Raw genomic sequence first — 17,756 nt, 5'->3', positions numbered from 1 at the left:
GTCCTCCAATCGCCGGTCGAGATCGGACTGGCGCTGGTCGGCGTCGCGCTCGCCATCGGGCTGCCGCTCGTGCTCGACGCGCCCGACTCGCATCCGGTGACGCTGCTCGCGGACGCGATCGGCCTCGCCGCGTTCGCCACCGCCGGCGCGATCGTTGCCACCGACGCGGGCGTCTCCGCGTTCGGCGTGGTCGCGATCGCGACGATCAACGCCGTCGGGGGCGGCGCGACCGCGGACGTGCTACTGGACCGCCCGCCGTTCATCCTCTTCGAGGACTTCTACGCGACCCCCGCGGTGCTCGGCGGCGTCACCTACTGGGTGACCGCCGCCGTCGGCGCGGCCGGACTCGCCGCCGCGGCCTGCGCGGTCGTCACGGTCGGTCTCCGGTTGGCCGCGGTCGCGTACGGCTGGCGACTCCCCACGGTCGCCGACGTCGCCGTCCGCGGCGGGGAGTGAGCCGATCCCCGCCCGCCGGTGGAAGCGGCCGTGCGGCCGTTCCGGGGCCAGTTCCGCGGCCGCGCTGAGCGCCCCACGATCCCACCTCCGCGGAGCATCCTACCCGAAATCGGGTTGACGAGCGTCCACAACCGTCCGGATAATTCTCCGTTCCACGCGATCAATGGCTTAATAGTCCATTTAGGAACGGACGAACGTCGTCTCTCAAGAATATTCTTGGACAAATGGTCGGACAAACACTTATCTCCCGTCGTTTCATGGGGATAGTCGAGACCGATGCTTCGCTTCGTCCGTCAAGCCGGGAGGAAAGTGGATGAATGTTCATGTTCTACCGGGGGCGGCACGTGACCGATCTGGTCCCGACCACCTGCATGCGCTGTGCGGTCGGCTGCGGCCACGTCCAGCGCGCGGTCGAGCGGGGGATGGGGCTGGACGTGGTCCGCGGCGACGCCACCCACCCCGTCAACGAGGGCCTCGCCTGCGGCCGCGGCGTCGGCGAGACCGCCGACCCGGACGGGCAGTGGCTCACGCGTCCGCTGGTCCGCCGCGGCGGCGAGCTCGTGCCGACGACGTGGGACGTGGCGCTCGACGCCGCAGTCTCCGGGATCCGCGCGGCGACCGCGGACGACCCCGACGGACTCGCCGTCCTCGGGAGCGGCCAGCAGACCAACGAGGCGGCCTACGCGCTCGGTAAACTCGCCCGCGGCGGCGTCGGCACGCGCCACTACGACGCCAACACGACGCTGTGCATGTCGAGCGCGGTCGCCGCCTACGTCGACGCGTTCGGGAGCGACGCGCCGCCACCGACCTACGACGACATCCCCGCGGCGGACCGGCACGTCGTCTGGGGCGCGAACCCCGCGGTCGCCCACCCGGTCATGTTCCGGTGGATCGCCGACGCGGCCGACGAGGAGGGGCGCGAACTCGTCGTCGTCGACCCCGTCGAGACGAAGACCGCTGGACGCGCGGATAGACACGTCCAGCCCGACCCCGGCGGGGACCACGCGCTGGCGCGGGCGGTGCTCGCGCGGCTCGTCGAGACCGACGGCGTCGACCGCGGCTTCGTCGCGGCGCACACGACGGGGTTTGACGACCTCGTCGCGGACCTCCCGGTCGCGGAGTCGGCCGCCGCGGAGGCCGGCGTCTCCCTCGCGGACGTGGACGCGCTCGCCGCGACGCTGGCGCACGACACCCTGATCTACTGGGGGATGGGGATCAACCAGAGCGTCCGCGGCACCGCCACGGCGGGCGCGCTGATCGACCTCTGTCTGGCGAGCGGCAACCTCGGTCGGGGGAGCGGCCCCTTCTCGCTCACGGGCCAGGCGAACTCGATGGGGACGCGGATCTGCTCCTCGAAGGGGTCGTGGCCGGGTCGTCGTCCGTTCGCGGACCCCGACGAACGACGGCTCGTCGCCGACCACTGGGGCGTCCCTGTCTCCCGGCTTCCGGACGACACCGGTCCCGGCCCGGTCGAGATGCTCGACGCCGTCGGCCGCGAGGGTAGCCCGGACGCGGTGTGGACGGTCGCGACGAACCCCGCGGTCGGGTTCCCCGACGCGACGGCAGTCCGGGAGGCGCTCGACGACGCGTTCCTGATCGCGCAGGACGCCTTCCGGACGGAGACCGTCGAGCACGCGGACGTGGTGCTGCCGGCGGCGACGTGGGGCGAGAGCGAGGGCACGACGACGAACATGGAGCGTCGGATCTCCCGCGTCCGCGCCGCGACGGAGACGCCCGCCGGCGTCCGGTCTGATTGCGAAATCATCGTCGCGCTCGCGGGGCGGCTAGCGCCCGGCCTGTTCGCTGACACCGGCGCCGACCCCGAGGCGCTTTTCGAGGAGTTCGCCGCGCTGACCGCGGGGACGACGACGGACTGCTCGGGGATCGGCTACCCGCGGCTCGACGCCGAGGGGGCGGTGCGCTGGCCGGCTCCGGACACCGACGCGGAGGGCGGCTATCGCTACCTCGCGGAGGGCGATGCGGATGTCCCCGACATCGACGCCGACCCCGGCACGGATGCCGATGCGTGGTCGTTCCCCACGCCATCCGGACGCGCGGCCTTCTCGACGCGGTCGGCGGCCGACCTGCCCGACCCCCCGGACGGGGAGTACCCCCTCACGCTCACGACCGGCCGCGAGGCGGACGGCTACAACTCCGGCGTGCGGTCGCGGGGCGGCGACGGCGACGGTCTCGTAACCGCTCGGCTCGCGCCCGAGACGCTCGCGGAGGTGGGGATCGCAGACGAGGCTGAGGAGGACCGGGACGGGGACGCTTCCGGAACGCCCCGAACCGCCGTGCTCGCGTCCGAGCGCGGCCGAGTCGAGGTCGCGGCCGAGGCCGACCCCGCGGTGCCGGTCGGACTGGTCTGGCTCCCCATCCACCATCCGGCGACGAACGAGATGACCACGCCCGCGGTCGATCCCGTCTCCGCCGAGCCGAACTTCAAGCAGTGCGCGGTCCGTCTCTCCCTCGCTGCGGACGCCGCCGGAGCTCCGACCCGAACGCCCGAGGGCACCCCGAGCGATGACTGAGCGGGACGGTGGCCGGGGGCGGACGACCCGCCCCTCGCCTCCGAAACCCGACACCGGCGTCGCTGGCGTTGTGCTCGCTGGCGGGCGATCGAGGCGGTTCCCGCCCGGCGACAAGGCGCTGGCGACGCTCGACGGCCGTCCGCTGGTCGCCCACGCCGTCGACGCCCTGCGGCCCGTCGTCGACGAGGTGGTGGTCAACTGCCGCGCGGACCAGCGCGCGGCGCTCGCCGACGCGCTCGACCCCCTCCCGACCAGGTTCGCCGTCGACGACCGCGAGGACGCCGGCCCCGTCGCCGGCCTCGCGGCGGCGCTTTCCGCCACCGAGGCCCGGTACGCGGCGGTGCTCCCCTGCGACCGGCCCGTGGTCGGGACCGCTCTACTGGCCCGCCTGCTGTCGGCCGCCCGCGGGGAGTCGGGCGCGGTCGCCCGCTTCGACGAGCGGCGACAGCCCTTCCCGCTCGTCGTCCACGTTCGGGTCGGCCGGTCGACCTCCCGGCGCATGCTCGATGCCGGCGCGAGCCTCGCGTCGCTGCTGGCGGAGCTCGACCCGGTCGAGGTACCGGAGACCGAGGTCCGCGCGCTGGCCCCGGCCACGGCCTTCACCGACGTCGACGAGCCCGCGGACCTCCGGCGCCTGGAGGCGCTGTCCGCCGCCGACGCGCCCGCTCGCGGCCGTCGCTGACCCCTCGACCGGTCGGAGCCGCGGCCCGGGATCCCCATCGGCCGGCGCCGCGAACGGCGGTCGGCGTTTCACTCCTGGCCCGCTCCAATACCTCGCTCCGCCCGTTCCGTCGATACGCTGCCCTCGACTTCCGTCGATCCTCGCGCGCGCCGGCGCCGCCGGTGTCGACGCTCCTCCGCGACGCCGCCCGAGAAAACGGTCCCCGAGGCGACAGTTTCTCCGCCCGTTCGATCAGAAAATACGGTCGAAAAGCGACCGAATAACGACCTTATACGCCGCGGAAGTCATTATAAACGGATCAGCTGCCCATTTCGACGGATAGAATTTTGAATATCTCAACGCTTAGCTTTAACAGTGCTCGTCAGCAGCCTTTAGACAGAAATCAGATGCAGATTGAACAACTTCCGAGCAAAGAATTACATGATCGTTCAGATAGTGGGCGGGAATTACCGGAGGAGGGCTGACCGTGGCGGGCGACACCGAGGCGGTCAAGGCCGACTGCTACGGCGACGAGGTCCGCGAGCACATCGAGCGGTTCGCGGCGGCCGGCTACGACGCCATCCCGGACGACGAGCGGGAGGCGTGGTTCTCCCGGTTCAAGTTCTGGGGGCTGTTCCACCAGCGCTCGGGCCAGGAGGGGTACTTCATGATGCGGCTGACGAACTGCGGCGGCGTGCTGGAGCCCGGCCAGTTGCGGGCCATCGGCGAGGTCGCGCGCGACTACGCGGAGGGGCCGGCCGCGAACCCGGTCTTCGGCAACGGCTTCGTCGACCTCACGACGCGGCAGTCGGTCCAGATCCACTGGCTGAAACTGGAGGACGTGCCGGAGATCTGGGAGAAACTGGAGTCGGTCGGCGTTTCCTCGCGGTCGGCGGGCGGCGACACGATGCGGAACATCTCCGGGTGTCCCGTAGCCGGCAAGGACGCCGACGAGTACGTCGAGACGCGGCCCCTGCTCGACGAGATCCAGGCGGAGATCCGCGACGACGACGCGCTCGCGAACCTCCCCCGGAAGTTCAACATCTCGATGACGGGCTGTCGGCAGGGCTGCGCGCAGGACTCGATCAACGACGTGGCGCTGGAGCCGGCCCGCAAGCTGGTCGACGGCGAGGAGATCCGCGGGTTCAACGTCCGCGCCGGCGGGGGGCTCGGCAGCCGCGAACCGCGCCGCGCGCGCTCCCTGGACGTGTTCGTGACGTCGGACCGCGCGGTCGAGACGGTCCGCGCGTTCGTCGAGCTGTACATGGAGGCGGGGAACCGCGAGAACCGCAACAGGAACCGCGCCCGCTTCTTCGTGGACGAGCACGGTCCCGAGGCGGTCCGCGAGCTGCTCGTCGAGCGCCTCGACTTCGATCCGGCCCACGCCGGGACGGACCTCCGGGGCGAGTACACGTACAACGCCGGCCGGCCGAGCGACCGCGGCGACCACGATCACGTCGGCGTCCACGACCAGGACGCCGACCACAGCTACGTCGGGCTGACCGTCCCCATCGGTCGGTTGACGGCGGGGGAGGCCATCGAGCTGGCGGACCTCGCGGACGCGTACGGGAGCGGGGAGGTCCGGCTCACGCGCCGGCAGAACCCCCTGATCGTCGACGTGCCGGACGACGAGGTCGACGACCTGCTCGCGGAGCCCCTGCTGGAGACGCACCGCCCCGAACCGGAGACGTTCACGCGCGGGGCGATGGCGTGTACCGGCACGGAGTTCTGCTCCATCGCGCTCGCGGAGACGAAGACCCGGATGGCGGCGATGGTCCGCTGGCTCAACGCGAACGTCGACCTCCCGGACGACGTGGACCAGCTAAAGATCCACATGTCCGGCTGTACCGCGGACTGCGGGCAGGCGATGACCGCCGACATCGGGATGCAGGGCATGCGCGCCCGCAAGGACGGCGAGATGGTCGAGGCGATGGACGTCGGCGTCGGCGGCGGCGTCGGCGCGGAGCCCGTCTTCATCGAGTGGGTCCACCAGCGCGTGCCCGCCGACGAGGTGCCGGGCCTCGTCGCGGACCTCGTCGCCGCGTTCGCGGCGCTGCGCGAGGAGGGCCAGACCTTCCGCGAGTGGGTGGAGGCGACCGGTCACGAGTCCATCATCGAGCTGGCGGCGCCGCGCGAGACGAGCTACGAGGACCCCTGTCTGTACGACGCCAAGCAGTCGTGGTACCCCTTCTCCGACGCGGAGGGCGCGGACGACGCGACCGACGCCACGGCGGTGAGCGATGACTGACCCGACCGCACGCGAGGCGAATCCCCCCACCGGGGACGGGCCGGACCCGACCGTCGAGCACGCCTCGATGGACGCCGCGCCGGAACTGTTCGCGGGCGGTTCTCGTGCGTCCACCGGGCGGAACGGCGGGCACTCGGCCCCGACGGAGGGAGACGGCTGAGCGTGGACCGTCGCCTGCTGGACGTGACGGCGCGGACCACGTTCGACTTCCTCGACGCGCGGCTGCGGACCGCGACCCGGGAGACCGACGCGGTCGCCGTCCTCGACGTGACCCGCCACCGGGAATCGCCCGACGAGGTGGCGCTCCAACTGGAGGTCGACGCCGCCGACCTGGCCGCGACCGACGGCCTGTCGGCGCACGTCGACGAGGCTCGTCTCACTCCCGCGGAGGCGCGCACGCTTGCCGAGGAACTCGCGGCCGCCGCCGACGCCGCCGAGGCCGGCACGGACCCGGGCGGCGGACGGGTGTAGCGCGGCCCCAGTCGCCGGCGCTCCGACGGTCGGGGACCTTACTCGTCGTCCGCGCCGTTCGCGTCGGCCGCCTCCTCGCTTCCCACCGCGTCGGCGTCCTCCACCAGCAGCCCGTTCCTGATGCCGCGCACGATGGGCTCGAGCTCCTCCGGGTCGGCGTCGAGGTCGACCCCGAGCGAGAGCGCGTGCTCGCCCACGCCGGGCTCGGCGGCGTTCGACTCGCCCGCCTCGGCCGCGGCGGTCGCCGCAACGTCGGCGGTCCCGCCTTCGTCGCCCTCATCCTCGCCGCTCTCGCCATCCTCGCCGTCCTCGCCGCCCTCACCGTCGCCGCCCTCACCGTCGCCGCCCTCGCCGGCACCACCGTTCTCGGCGCCAGTCTCGCTCTCGCCGTCAGCTTCGGTCTTCGTCTCCGGGGCCGCAGCGGCGTCGCTTCCGCCCCCGCCGCCGGCTCCTGCCGCCTCGGCGGCGTCGCGAGCGGCCTCGGCCGCCTCCCGCGCGGCCTCCGCGGCCTCCTCGGCGGCCGCGGTCGCCGCCTCGACCGTCTCTGCGAGCGCCTCGGCCGGTTCGTCCTCGGTCGCCTCCTCCGCGGCGACGCCCCCGCCGGTCGCGCCCTCCTCGTCGGATCCCTCGCTCCCAGTCTTGTCGGCTCCATCGCCCGCACCCTCGGCTGCCGCGAGCGCCTCCGCGGCGTCGAGCGCGTCGGCGATGGAGTCCTCGACCGCTGCCGCGAGGTCCTCCGGATCCGCCCCCGTCTCCGCCGCGACCGACTCGATCACCGACCGGGTCGTCTCGGAGGCGGCCGCCTCCAACTCCGACTCCTCCGCGCCTTCGACGGCCGACAACAGCGCCGTCCCGAGCGCGCGCTCCGCTTCGGCGACCGCGTCGGCGTCGGCCTCCGACTCCTCCTCCGGCCCATCCGCGACCTCCGCTTCCTGCTCATCCGCGACCTCCGTCTCCGGCCCGGCCTCGGCCCGCGCGGCACCGGAGACGGTCGGGGCACCGGCTTCGTCGGTCTCGCCCTCCCGTTCGACTGCCTGCTCGACGAGGTCGCGGGCCGCGCGCGCCTCCTCGACTGTTTCTTCCGCCCGGCGGACGGCGTCCTCCGCCTCCGCGATGACCGAGGCCGTCTCCGCGGCGCTCGGGGCGGTCTCTGCGGCGGCCTCGCCCATCGCCTCATCCCGCCTCGTCACGGCCGAACGCCGCTCGCAGGTCGGCGGTTCCGCCGGTTCCGGCCGTTTCACAGATCCCCCGCCCGTTTCGGGCTCTTCGTCCTCCGTGCTCGTCTCGGATCCCTCCGCGTCGGCCTCGCCCGGGAGCCGATACCGCCCCTCCTCGTCGCGGTCGAGCAGTCCGGCCCACTCGTAGAGGTCCAGCAGGGTGGACAGCCCCGTCTCGACGCGGCGCTTCTCCGGGTCGACGCCGGCGACCGTCGCCAGCAGGGGGATCAGGTCCTCCTCGGCCGTGGGATTGCCCCGCAGGATGGCCCGGAGTTCCTCGGTCACGGGCCACTCGCGGAGGAGGTCGGCGGCGTGCTCCCGCGCGTACCCCTCGTCGTCGATGGCCAGCGCGCCCGCCAACTGCTCCCCCTCGTCGGTGAGGCGGTGTTTCTGTCCCGATTCGGTCGGGTCGAGCACTCCGAGGTCCTCCAGGAACCGCGTCTGCCGCCCGGCGGCGTCCGAGTAGCCAGTCGCGTCCGCGACGTCGGCGGTATAGCGAGGCTCCGCGGCCGCGCCCACCTCGGACCACCCGGCGAGGATCTCCCGCAGCGCGTCGAGGCCCACACCCTTCGGAACGGCGTGTGCGTCCGCCATGGCTCGTCGGCCGATTGCCCGCCGAGTCCAAAAAATGACCCGGCCGATTCCGGCGTCGGAGGTGCCGTAATCCTCTGTGTCGGACCTCGGTGACCGCTCGGATCAAAGCGGCGCGAAGTCGTCCGGAACCTCGGCGCCGTCGCGGAGGCGCCGCAGGTAGTAGCGCACCCCCGGCGCGTGGGCGGCGCCGACGATCAGGTGCACCTCGGTCGCCGCCTCGTTGTGGTAGACGGCGTAGTCGGCCATGCGCTCGTTGCGCGCGTGCGAGACGAGTTCGAGCTCGGGGTCGTGGCCGCGGAGCCACTCGCGCTCGAGCGGCTGGGGGAGAAACGCACGCTCGTAGTAGCGCATCAGCGCGCCGAGTCGCTCGGGGTCCTCGGCGGCCGCGTTGCTCAGTCGGAAGGCCTCGTAGCTCTCGCCGGTCGCCGCTGCGGCGTGATCCGTCAGGAACCCGGCGGCCACGTCGCCGAGCGCGCGCTCGAAGCGGTCGCCGTACACCGCGCCCCCGGACTCGACCAGCGAGAAGACCGCCTCCCGGAACCGGTCCGCGACCGCGGTGAGGTCCTCCAGCACCGCGTCGACGCCGATCTCCGCCAGCGCGTCGAGGTGCGTCTCGACGTCGCGGTCGGCACACTCCCGCAGCGCCCACCGGTAGTCGTCCATCTCGCAGACCGCGGGGAAGTCCTCGAAGTAGAGCGGCCGGATCCCCTGCTCGCAGTAGACGGTCGCCCCGCGGTCGCGGAAGCGCTCCACGTGCTCGCGGAGGGCGTCGCGCTCGGCGTCGGTCCCCGCGTGCGTGACGCCGTGGACGTGGAAGGTGTGGTCGTCGACGGTCACGCGCCAGCCGGGCAGCCCGTCGTCCGCGGACCGTGCCGCCTGCCGGCGTTGAACCACCTCGGCCCACACGGGCTTCGCCTCGAAGTACGCCTCGTGCGGCGTGGCGACGCCGAACCCGTCGGCCAACTCGGCCAGCGAGGTCGCCTCGCGGATCGCCGCGACGCGCGAGTCCGCCGGGTCCGAGACCATGATAAGTGTTGACGCGCGTCGGTAGTGTATCTGTCGCGGTCGCGCGCCGGTCCCACACCGCCGCCGACGGCCGACGCGACCCCGGAGTCGACAGAAGGTATTTGTTCGCGTGCCCGAAACGGCCGGGAGCGACGATGTCCCCGACCAGACGCGCCCTCCTCAGTAGCGTTGCCTCGCTCGCGGTTGCGCTTGCCGGCTGCGGCGGCCGGGGTGAGGCCGACGTCACTCCGACCGACCACCCTCGCCGGACCCCCTCCTCCGGCTCCCTCTCGGATCCGGACGTGGTCATGGCCCGCAACCCCGACCTCGAAGCGTCCGTCCTGCTCGACCCCACGGGCGGCGACGCCGGCAGCGACGCTGGCGGCGACGGCGACTCGGCCGCGTCGCCGATCGGGCGCGAACTCGTGACCGACCCCGACCGCGCCGCGGCGCTGACGGTCGCCGACGGCGTCCCGGAGTCGGACGCCGCGGCCCTGCGGTCGTTCGTCGAGGGGACGGACTTCTCGGCCGAGACGCTGTTTGCCGCCCCCTCCCGGATCCCCTCCTGCTACCGGATCCGGATCCGGTCCGTCTCGTGGGAACCCCAGCGCGCGGAGTACGAGTACTGCCGGGAGCTCCGGCCGCCGGCGGCCGCCGGCGGCCGCCGGCGGCCGCCTGCGAGGAGGGCGAACACGACGCGCTGCTGGTGCTGATCCGGATTCCTGAGGCGATACCCGGCGAGCTGACCGGCTCCGGATCCAGCGGGCGCTCGCCGTGCCGGGGCGTGGACACGGACTACGACGCGATCACCGCCACCCCGGAGGGGGAGACGTGACCGACCGCCGCTCGTTCGGGGGCGACGGGCTCACCAGACGCGACGCGCTGCGAGTCGGCGGCGTCGCGGCGCTGGGCGCGTCGCTTTCGGGCTGTGGCGGACGGACGCGTCGCTCCTACTGGGACGACCCGCCCTCGTTCGACGCGACCGGGCTCGACGACGCCACCGACGAACCGGTCCCGGACCGTCCGGACCCGATGCCGGTGCGGCTCCCCGACGAGCGCGTCGCGGCCCTCTCCGACCGCGTCGGGACGCTGCTGGCACCCATCCCGGACCCGCTCACGCCGGAGACCGTTCCGAACGGAGCGATCCGGACCGAGATCGTCGAGGCGCGCGATGGGGCCCGCGAGGCGCGGCGGCGGATGCGGACTCTGCGGGGGGACGCGCCGACGCTCTCGGTCGTCGAGGCGGGCGTCGACGCCTGTGCACGGGCGGCGCGGGCGGCGGGCTGCTGGGCGGCGATCCACGCCGACCGGGACCCGGACGCGGTGACCCTCTCGCGATCGGCGGCGCTCGGGCGGATGGACGACCTCGGCAACGCGCTCCCGGACGCCGCGACCGACCCGCACGCGGGAGTCGTCGCCTACGCGCCGCCCGAGCGGTGGGCTGACGTGACGCGCCGGCGTCGGCTCGTGACGCCGGAGGCTCCGTCGACGGCGGCAAACCCGCTGCGGGCTGGGCGGGCGACCTGCGACCTTGAGCGGACGCGAGCACAGGCCGCCGTCGGGACGGACCTCCGGGAGCGGTACGTCGCGTCGCTGTCGGACCCCGTGGCCGTCGCGGAGTCGATGCGGGCGGCCCTCTCGGCGCTCGCGCCACGCGTCGAGGACCGGTTCCGGGCGATGCACGAGGGCGAGACGGAGCGGCCCCAGTCGTACCCGGACGTCGACGCCTACCTCTCGCGGGACGTGCCCCGCGACCATCCCGGCCGGCGGCTGCTCTCGAACGCGTTCGGGGACTTCTTCGACTTCGCCCGGTTCGCGCCGGTCGCGTGGCCCTCCTTCGACTCGCCGCACCCGGCGTGGACGCTGCGGGCCACCCACCGGTCGCTCGCGACGCTGACCGCGTTCGACGCGATCCGCGCACGGATCGACGACGGCGACGACCTGTTCCCGGCGGACGCCGCGGCGGTCGCCGACGCCCGCGAGGCGGCGCTGTCCGCGGTGCGTGCGCTGGCCGAGTCCGGCGCGCCGCTCGACCGCTGGACGGCATGGCGGCTGACGCCGGCGTTCTCGTCGCCCGACGAGACGTTCGCGACCGAAACCGATCCGGACCGCCGTGCCGTCGCGGAGGCGTTCGGCGAGTACGTCCGGATCGAGGCGGTCGCCCGGGCGACGCCCGACGCGACCGCGACCGTCGTCGACGCGCTCGGGGACTGAGCCGCAGCCGTCCGGTCGCCCGACCCCGAGACTTATGAGTCACCGAGCGGTCGACCGACTATGGACGAGAAGCGATTCGTGGTTACCCTCTTCGGCATGGCTGTCGGCCTCGCCGTCGGCTACATGGCCTTCCGGTTCGTGGCCGCGCTGACGGTCGCCACGTTCCTCTACTACTCGACGCGGCGGTTCCACCGAAAACTGGGCCGGCTTCGGTTGCCGACCCGAGTGCGTGCGATGTTGACGCTGTCGCTCGTGTCGGTGCCGCTGCTTCTGGTGTTGACCTACACGGTCGTGCTGATGGTCCTGGAGCTGCGGCGGTTCATCGACCAGTACTCGCTCATCGCGACCTCCGGGGCGAGCGTGGCGTGGATCGAGAACGTGGGTGAGCTCCCTGAACCGACGTTCGAGGGGATCGTGCAGGCGTATCAGGCGGGGCGGTTCGATCAGGTGATCCAGTTTCTCGCGGAGAACGCGACCCTGTTGACGGAGCTGGTGACGGGGTTCTTCCTCAACTTGCTCGTGATCGTCGTCATCACCTACTACCTGCTCGTCGACGGGGGTCGGATCCGGTCGTGGCTGCTGAAGTTCGACGACGACGCCGTCGTGCGGGAGTACCTCGAAGCTGCCGACCACGAACTGGAGGCGGTGTTGTTCGGCAACCTGCTCAACGTCATCGCCATCGCGCTCATCGCGGTCGCCTCCTACATGGGGTACAACGTGCTGGTGCCGGAGACGGTGCAGGTTCCGTATCCGGTCCTCGCCGGCGTGTTGACCGGCGTCGCCAGCCTGATCCCCGTCGTCGGAATGAAGGTGGTCTACGTGCCGCTGGCGGCCGCGACCGCCGCGCCCACCCTCCTCGAGGGCAACACGGAGCTTCTGGCCTACGTCGTCGGCTTCCTCGTTGTCGCGGTCGTCGTCGTCGACACCATCCCCGACCTGGTCCTGCGCCCGTACCTCAGCGGCGAGACGACACACGTCGGCCTGCTGATGTTAGCGTACATCCTCGGTCCGGTCGTGTTCGGGTTCTACGGGCTGTTCCTCGCCCCGATCCTGCTGGTGCTCGCGATCACGTTCGCGCAGACTGCGCTGTTGCGACTGCTTGGCGAGCAGCCGGCCATCGAGCGACTCGACGACGCACAGCGCCAACTGGACGAGTTCATGCCGGGGGACCAGTCGGCCGACTGATCGGCGGCCGCCCTCGGTCAGAACGGTCGGATCGGCGCCGACGGTCAGACTCCGTCCGGACCGCCCACACCGTCCTCGCGCAGGTCGAGTTCCGTCTCGAACACCGACCGGACGGCCGCAACCGTCCGGTCGTCGTGATTTGCGGGATCGAAGTGGTAGTGCGCGCGTGCGCCGCTCGCCGCCACGACCTCGGTCAGCCGGTTCAGGAACCGGCGCGCCGACTCCGCGTCGACGTGCGCGAGCAGGTCGGTGACGGAGTCCAGACAGACGACGGCCTCCGCGTCGGACCCCTCCCAGGCGGTCAACTGGTCCTCCAGCTCCAGCCCGAGTCCGACGAGGTCGGTCGGTTCGCCGATCGTTCGAACGGACGGGACGCCGGGCGGGCCGGCGTCGGGATCGCTTCCGCTCGCGGCGGCGCGCGTGAGGTCGCCGACGCTTATGACGGCGCTGTCGGCCACGCTCCCGGCCGTCTCGCCGACGACTTGCGCGTGCCAGCGAGAGGGTGCGGTCCCGTACGTCACGCCGAGCACGTGCCGCGGCCGGTCCCGTGACGCTCCCAGCAGGCGGCTGCAGGCGGCGGACTCGTGGTCTCCCTCTCTGGACGCGGTGAGAAGCACGTTCGAGGGGGTCGGCGGCGCTTCGGTCCGCGTCTGACTGTCTCGGGACATCGGTCGTCACTGTACCCAGACGTTTCCAGTTTCTTAAACCTTACAACGGGTCTGACGCCCGTCAGACGCCCGCTCACGTCCGATCTTCCGGCACCCGGGGATTGAAGCGCTCCGGGTGACGGGATATGGGCATGTCGTCGCCTGCCTACGAGGAACTTCGGGACCGATACGCCGGCGCCGCCGCGCTCGAGAGCGCCCGCGGCGTGCTCTACTGGGACCAACAGACGAAGATGCCGAGCGGCGGGACTCCGGCCCGGTCGAAACAGCTCTCGGCGCTCTCGTCCGCGCACCACGAGCGACTGACGGACGAGCGCGTCGGGACGCTCCTCGACGACCTCGCGGCGGCGGACCTCTCGGACGAGGAGGCCGCGGTCGTCCGCGAGATCCGCCGCGAGTACGAGCGCGCCGCCGAGGTCCCCCGCGACCTCGTGGAGCGCCTGACGACCGCGCAGTCCGACGCGCAGGAGACGTGGCAGGCCGCGAAGGCGAACGACGACTTCGACGCCTTCGCGCCCACGCTGGAGGAGCTCCGGGAGCTCCACGTCGAGCGCGCCGGCCACGTCGACCCCGACGCGGCGCCGTACACGGTGATGCACGAGGACTCGCTGCCGTACATCGACCTCGACACCGTCGAGTCGGTGTTCGCGGACCTCCGCGAGGCGCTCATCCCCCTCATCGAGCGCATCGAGACCGAGGGCCGCGAGCTGGCGAACCCCTTCGCCGAAGGGGAGTACCCCGAGGACGACCAGATGGAGCTCTCGGAGCGCGTTCTCGACGCGGTCGGCTATCCCGAGGACCGCGGCCGGCTCGACCTCTCGCCGCACCCGTTCACCTCCGGGAACCAGTTCGACTGCCGGGTGACGACCCGGTTCAAGGAGGACCCCGTCAAGGGGTTCATGGCGACGCTCCACGAGTACGGTCACGGGCAGTACAACCTCGGGCTCCCGCAGGAGGAGTTCGGTTCGCCGCTCGGGATGGCGCTCGGCTCCGGCGTCCACGAGTCGCAGTCGCGCTTCTGGGAGAACCACGTCGGCCGCACGAAGGCGTTCTGGGAGGGCTACCTGCCGGAGGTGAAAGAGGTCTTCCCGCACCTCGGCGACGCCACGCCGCAGGAGGCCTACGAGGCCGTCAACCGCATCTATCCGGACAACACCATCCGCGTCGAGGCGGACGAACTCACCTACCACATGCACATCATCCTCCGGTTCGAGACCGGCCGCGAGTTCGTCCGCGGGGAGATCGACGCCGCCGACATCCCCGCGGTCTGGAACGACCGGATGGACGAATACCTCGGCGTCGTCCCCGAGACGGACGCGGCCGGCTGTCTGCAGGACATCCACTGGTCGAGCCGCTTCGCGGCGTTCCAGGGATACACGATCGGCAGCGTCCTCGCCGCGCAACTCGACGCCGCGATGCGCGAGGACCTCGACGACGTTGACGGGAAGATCCGCCGCGGCGAATTCGCGCCCCTGCGCGAGTGGATGACCGAGAACGTCCACCGGCACGGCCGCCGCTACCCCAGCGACGAGCTGATCGAGCGCGCGACCGGCGAGCCGCTCACGGCCGACTACTTCGTCGACTACGTGGAGGAGAAGTTCGAGGCGCTGTACGACCTGTAGGTACCGAGTATCCGACCGGGCCGCTCCGCTCCCCTGCCGGCTCTCGGTTCACGGCTTCCGTGCGATCGCGACCCCGGCCGTGACGAGAACCGCCGCGACCGCGACGCCGACGCCGAACCCGGGCGCGTCGTCGCCGGAGGTTCCCGGCTCCGTCCCCGCTGGCGTCGTGGTCGTCGCGCGTGCGTCGTCCGTCACCGCCGTCGTCTCTCCGTCCGCCTCCAGGCGCTGGCTCGCCAGCCGCTCGCCGTCGTGGCTGACGACAACCTCCTCCGCGTCCGCGTCGGGCGTGATCGAGACCGAGAAGCCGGCGACGCCCGAGGGCGGGAGCGCCACGTCGGCCTCGGCGGTCGCGTCCCCCGCGGCGACGGTGACGGTTTCCCACGGCGGGAGCGTGGTGTCTCCGCGGACGAACACCTCCTCGCCGTCGGCGGCGCGCTCGACGGTCACGTTCGACGCCGTACCCGGGCCCGCGTGGTACGTCGCGTTGCCCGCGCCCGCGCAGGCGTCCCACTGCTCCGCCTCCTCGCAGCCGAGGCCGAGTCGGACGTTGTAGAGGCTCGTGCTGTCGCGCAGGAGGTCATCTTCGTGGTCGCCGAACGCGGCCGGGTCCGAGAGGTCGACGGCGACCACGTACGTCCCGTTCGCGGGGCTCGCGAGCACGCGGCCGGTCGCGTTCGCGTCGAACGGCGTGACGTGGTTCACCGGGAGCGAGGGACCGATCGAGACGGGGTCCTGATCGATCCGCAGCGCCGCGGAGCGGTTGGCGCCGTCGCCGTCCACGCTGCCGGTCCTGCCGAGCCGGGCGCCGAGACGCTCGCGGACCGTCTCGCCCTCGCCGTATCGGGCCGTCGCGTCCAGCCCGTCCGCCTCGACGACGACCACGAGCGCCTCGTCGTAGGCCACCCACGGGCCCTCGGCGTCGGCGATGCGCTCCTCGGCCGTCGCGGACTGGGCTACGAGCGTTCCGTTCTCACGCGCGGTCGCGAACTCGTCGAGCGCGCCGTCCCCGACGGCGCTCGGTCCGTCGGCCCACGCGGCCGGCGCGCGGTAGACGGAGACGTCCTCGACCCGCGGCTCGCCGATCGTCAGTCGCGCGGGCCACGACCCGGGCGTGTGCAGTTCGTAGGTGCCCGCGTCGAGCGAGGCGTTCCCGTGGATGGTCGCGTCGACCTCGGTCGCGCCGACGCCGACGAACGCGTCCGTGCCGTTCTCGTAGGTGTCGATCCGGAACCGCGCGTCCTCTCCCTCTCTCGCCGCGCGGAGGCGGAGCGTCGCGACCGGCTCCTCGGCGGCGTCGCCGTCGACGACGGGGTGGATCGTGACGTTGCGGCGGTCGCTGTCGGTGGGGGTCTGAACCCCGATCTCCGTCACGTCGCCGTCCGCGAGGCGGTACTGGTCCTGATCGAAGAGGACGCCGTTTCCGGAGTCGACGCCCGCCGCGCCCCCGACCGCGGCCGCGCACACGAACAGGGCGGCGACGAACGCGGCGGCGAGAGCTGCGGTCGGAACGCTGGGCGGGTCGAAGCGAATGGAGGGCGGCATGCGTAATACGGACGGCTGATCGTGCAAAAATCTATGGCCGCGCTGCCCGAGCCGCGCGTCCTACGTGAGTCCCTTTCGCAGACAGGTCGCGGAGACTGAACAGAAGTCGGTGAACTCCTCGTTCGCGCGAACGCGTGCGGGAACCACCTCCCGGTCGATCTCCGCGTATCCTCGGTCGCGGAAGAACGGCGCGGCCGTCGTGGTGAGCAGGTAGAGCGTCCGAACTCCCTCCTGCCGCGCGTGCGCTTCCAGCGCGTCACACAGCGCCGACCCGTATCCTCGGCCGCGCTTTCCCTGCGGGACGACGACGGATCGGAGGAGCCCGTCCGGTCCGAACGTCTCGACGCCGCCGACGCCGACGAGTTCTTCCGAGTCGTCGACACAGAGGAAGAACCGGTCGGCTTTCTCTCGCACGTCGTGGTCGGGGAGATCGTTCGCGCGCAGCAGGCGTTCGATGCGACCGATGCCGTCCGGACCGGCCCGTCGAAGCGACACCGACGGTCCCGTCATGCGCCGTCGGGGCGGGTGAGACTGACCGTAACGCGCACGCGTTCGCCGACACCGACCGTCGCACAGCAGCACTCGCGGGCGCAATCGGCAAGGCGACGGACGCGCGGCAAGGCGACGCGGAGCGTCCCCACTGCGGTCGCGAGCGCCGCGGCCACGAACAGCGCCGTCTGGGGGTTCGCGACCGCCCACAGTAGTATCGGAACCGCCGCGACCGCGACATAGCTCACCGCGACGCTCCGGAGCGACGGGCGATCGGGAACTAGACGATCGTCGGGTGTGCGTGGTGGTCTACGCATCGTTATCTGGTTTCGTCGAGGACGCGGAGCAGCGCCTCCGCCCGGGGCGTCGCGGTGTAGTACCGCCAGCGCCCCTCCTTTCGTCGCTCCACGAGTCCGCTACCGAACAGCCGCGATAAGGCCTGACTGACCGCGCTCTGACTCACGCCGAGTTCGGGCTCCAGGTCACAGACGCAGATCCCGTCCTCCGCCGCCGCGATGAGTCGGAGCGCCTCGTAGCGGGTCTCGTTGCCGAGCGCGGAGAGCGTCTCCACGTCGGTCGCGACCGCTTCCTCGGACAGGAAATGGCCGTCAGCACAGCAGACGTCCGATCGGTGGGTGTCGGTACAACACGCCTCGTCCGTGCTCTGTGCAGTCATCTTAGTACATGCTAATATTAGAATACACTAATATAAAACCACCGCCGACCGCGAGCGTGGATCTCTCGGTCCGCGGCGTCGCCGAGTCCGAGCTCTCGGGGTTCACGATCGGTGGCCGTCGCTGTGACCGACTCGCCGCGCGCTACGTGGAGGGGTCGCTAGCGGTGTCCAAAAGAGGCG

The 17,756-nt window shown here is 72.1% G+C and carries 17 protein-coding genes; 10 read left to right on the top strand and 7 right to left on the bottom strand.

The window, feature by feature from the left end; translation table 11 throughout:
* The 6 genes from AN233_RS11770 to AN233_RS11750 all read left to right on the top strand — a co-directional run.
* A partial coding sequence (locus AN233_RS11770; protein WP_058366984.1) for a trimeric intracellular cation channel family protein occupies nt 1-456 on the top strand: 456 nt, incomplete at its 5' end.
* Nucleotides 457-773: 317 nt separating this feature from the next.
* Entirely contained in the window at nt 774-2,987 is a 2,214-nt protein-coding gene (nasA, locus tag AN233_RS11765) for an assimilatory nitrate reductase NasA (RefSeq protein ID WP_245626066.1), read from the top strand.
* A complete protein-coding gene (gene mobA / locus AN233_RS11760; RefSeq protein WP_058366977.1) occupies nt 2,980-3,669 on the top strand; it encodes a molybdenum cofactor guanylyltransferase in 690 nt (229 codons plus the stop codon). Before nasA ends, mobA begins: the two co-directional genes overlap by 8 nt.
* 466 nt (nt 3,670-4,135) lie before the next feature.
* Nucleotides 4,136-5,896 (top strand): nitrite/sulfite reductase, encoded by a 1,761-nt coding sequence (locus tag AN233_RS11755; RefSeq protein ID WP_058366976.1) that lies wholly within the window; start codon nt 4,136-4,138, stop codon nt 5,894-5,896.
* A complete protein-coding gene (locus AN233_RS17400; RefSeq protein ID WP_176696688.1) occupies nt 5,889-6,056 on the top strand; it encodes a hypothetical protein in 168 nt (55 codons plus the stop codon). The genes AN233_RS11755 and AN233_RS17400 overlap by 8 nt, the downstream gene beginning before the upstream one ends.
* Before the next feature lie 2 nt (nt 6,057-6,058).
* Nucleotides 6,059-6,367, top strand: coding sequence for a DUF6360 family protein (locus AN233_RS11750; RefSeq protein WP_058366975.1), 309 nt, complete (start codon nt 6,059-6,061; stop codon nt 6,365-6,367).
* A 38-nt stretch (nt 6,368-6,405) separates the two neighbouring features.
* Here the strand turns inward: AN233_RS11750 and AN233_RS17395 are convergent, their stop codons facing one another.
* Nucleotides 6,406-8,178 carry a hypothetical protein gene (locus tag AN233_RS17395; protein WP_058366974.1) on the bottom strand — a complete coding sequence of 591 codons (1,773 nt, stop codon included), beginning with the start codon at nt 8,176-8,178 and terminating at the stop codon, nt 6,406-6,408.
* Nucleotides 8,179-8,280: 102 nt separating this feature from the next.
* Entirely contained in the window at nt 8,281-9,204 is a 924-nt protein-coding gene (locus AN233_RS11740; RefSeq protein WP_058366973.1) for a hypothetical protein, read from the bottom strand.
* A gap of 134 nt (nt 9,205-9,338) precedes the next feature.
* On the opposite strand from AN233_RS11740, the gene AN233_RS11735 reads away from it, so the two are divergent.
* From AN233_RS11735 to AN233_RS11725, 3 genes are all read left to right on the top strand, one after another.
* Nucleotides 9,339-9,896 (top strand): hypothetical protein, encoded by a 558-nt coding sequence (locus tag AN233_RS11735; RefSeq protein WP_058366972.1) that lies wholly within the window; start codon nt 9,339-9,341, stop codon nt 9,894-9,896.
* Nucleotides 9,897-10,014: 118 nt separating this feature from the next.
* Entirely contained in the window at nt 10,015-11,397 is a 1,383-nt protein-coding gene (locus tag AN233_RS11730) for a hypothetical protein (protein WP_058366971.1), read from the top strand.
* A gap of 60 nt (nt 11,398-11,457) precedes the next feature.
* Nucleotides 11,458-12,582: an AI-2E family transporter gene (locus tag AN233_RS11725; protein ID WP_058366970.1), complete on the top strand. Its 1,125-nt coding sequence runs from the start codon at nt 11,458-11,460 to the stop codon at nt 12,580-12,582.
* A 44-nt stretch (nt 12,583-12,626) separates the two neighbouring features.
* Here the strand turns inward: AN233_RS11725 and AN233_RS11720 are convergent, their stop codons facing one another.
* Complete coding sequence (locus AN233_RS11720; RefSeq protein ID WP_058366969.1) at nt 12,627-13,250, bottom strand: DUF7504 family protein; 624 nt, start codon at nt 13,248-13,250, stop codon at nt 12,627-12,629.
* Between the two features lie 131 nt (nt 13,251-13,381).
* On the opposite strand from AN233_RS11720, the gene AN233_RS11715 reads away from it, so the two are divergent.
* Complete coding sequence (locus AN233_RS11715; RefSeq protein ID WP_080508455.1) at nt 13,382-14,869, top strand: carboxypeptidase M32; 1,488 nt, start codon at nt 13,382-13,384, stop codon at nt 14,867-14,869.
* Nucleotides 14,870-14,917: 48 nt separating this feature from the next.
* On the opposite strand, the gene AN233_RS11710 is transcribed toward AN233_RS11715, so the two are convergent.
* The 4 genes from AN233_RS11710 to AN233_RS11700 all read right to left on the bottom strand — a co-directional run bounded on the left by AN233_RS11710 (nt 14,918) and on the right by AN233_RS11700 (nt 17,576).
* Nucleotides 14,918-16,411, bottom strand: a complete 1,494-nt coding sequence (locus AN233_RS11710; RefSeq protein WP_058366967.1) for a hypothetical protein — start codon at nt 16,409-16,411, stop codon at nt 14,918-14,920.
* Nucleotides 16,412-16,471: 60 nt separating this feature from the next.
* Complete coding sequence (gene arsN2, locus AN233_RS11705) at nt 16,472-16,921, bottom strand: arsenic resistance N-acetyltransferase ArsN2 (RefSeq protein ID WP_058366966.1); 450 nt, start codon at nt 16,919-16,921, stop codon at nt 16,472-16,474.
* Nucleotides 16,918-17,148, bottom strand: coding sequence for a hypothetical protein (locus AN233_RS16900; protein WP_125920027.1), 231 nt, complete (start codon nt 17,146-17,148; stop codon nt 16,918-16,920). The genes arsN2 and AN233_RS16900 overlap by 4 nt, the downstream gene beginning before the upstream one ends.
* 71 nt (nt 17,149-17,219) lie before the next feature.
* On the bottom strand, nt 17,220-17,576 hold the full coding sequence (locus tag AN233_RS11700) for an ArsR/SmtB family transcription factor (RefSeq protein ID WP_058366965.1): 357 nt from the start codon (nt 17,574-17,576) through the stop codon (nt 17,220-17,222).
* Nucleotides 17,577-17,756 lie beyond the last annotated feature (180 nt).

The organism is Haloparvum sedimenti, assembly GCF_001462205.1.
GTDB classification, from domain to species: Archaea; Halobacteriota; Halobacteria; order Halobacteriales; family Haloferacaceae; genus Haloparvum; species Haloparvum sedimenti.
The sequence above is the reverse complement of the archived record's forward strand: the minus strand, read 5'-3'. Positions and strand labels throughout refer to the sequence as shown.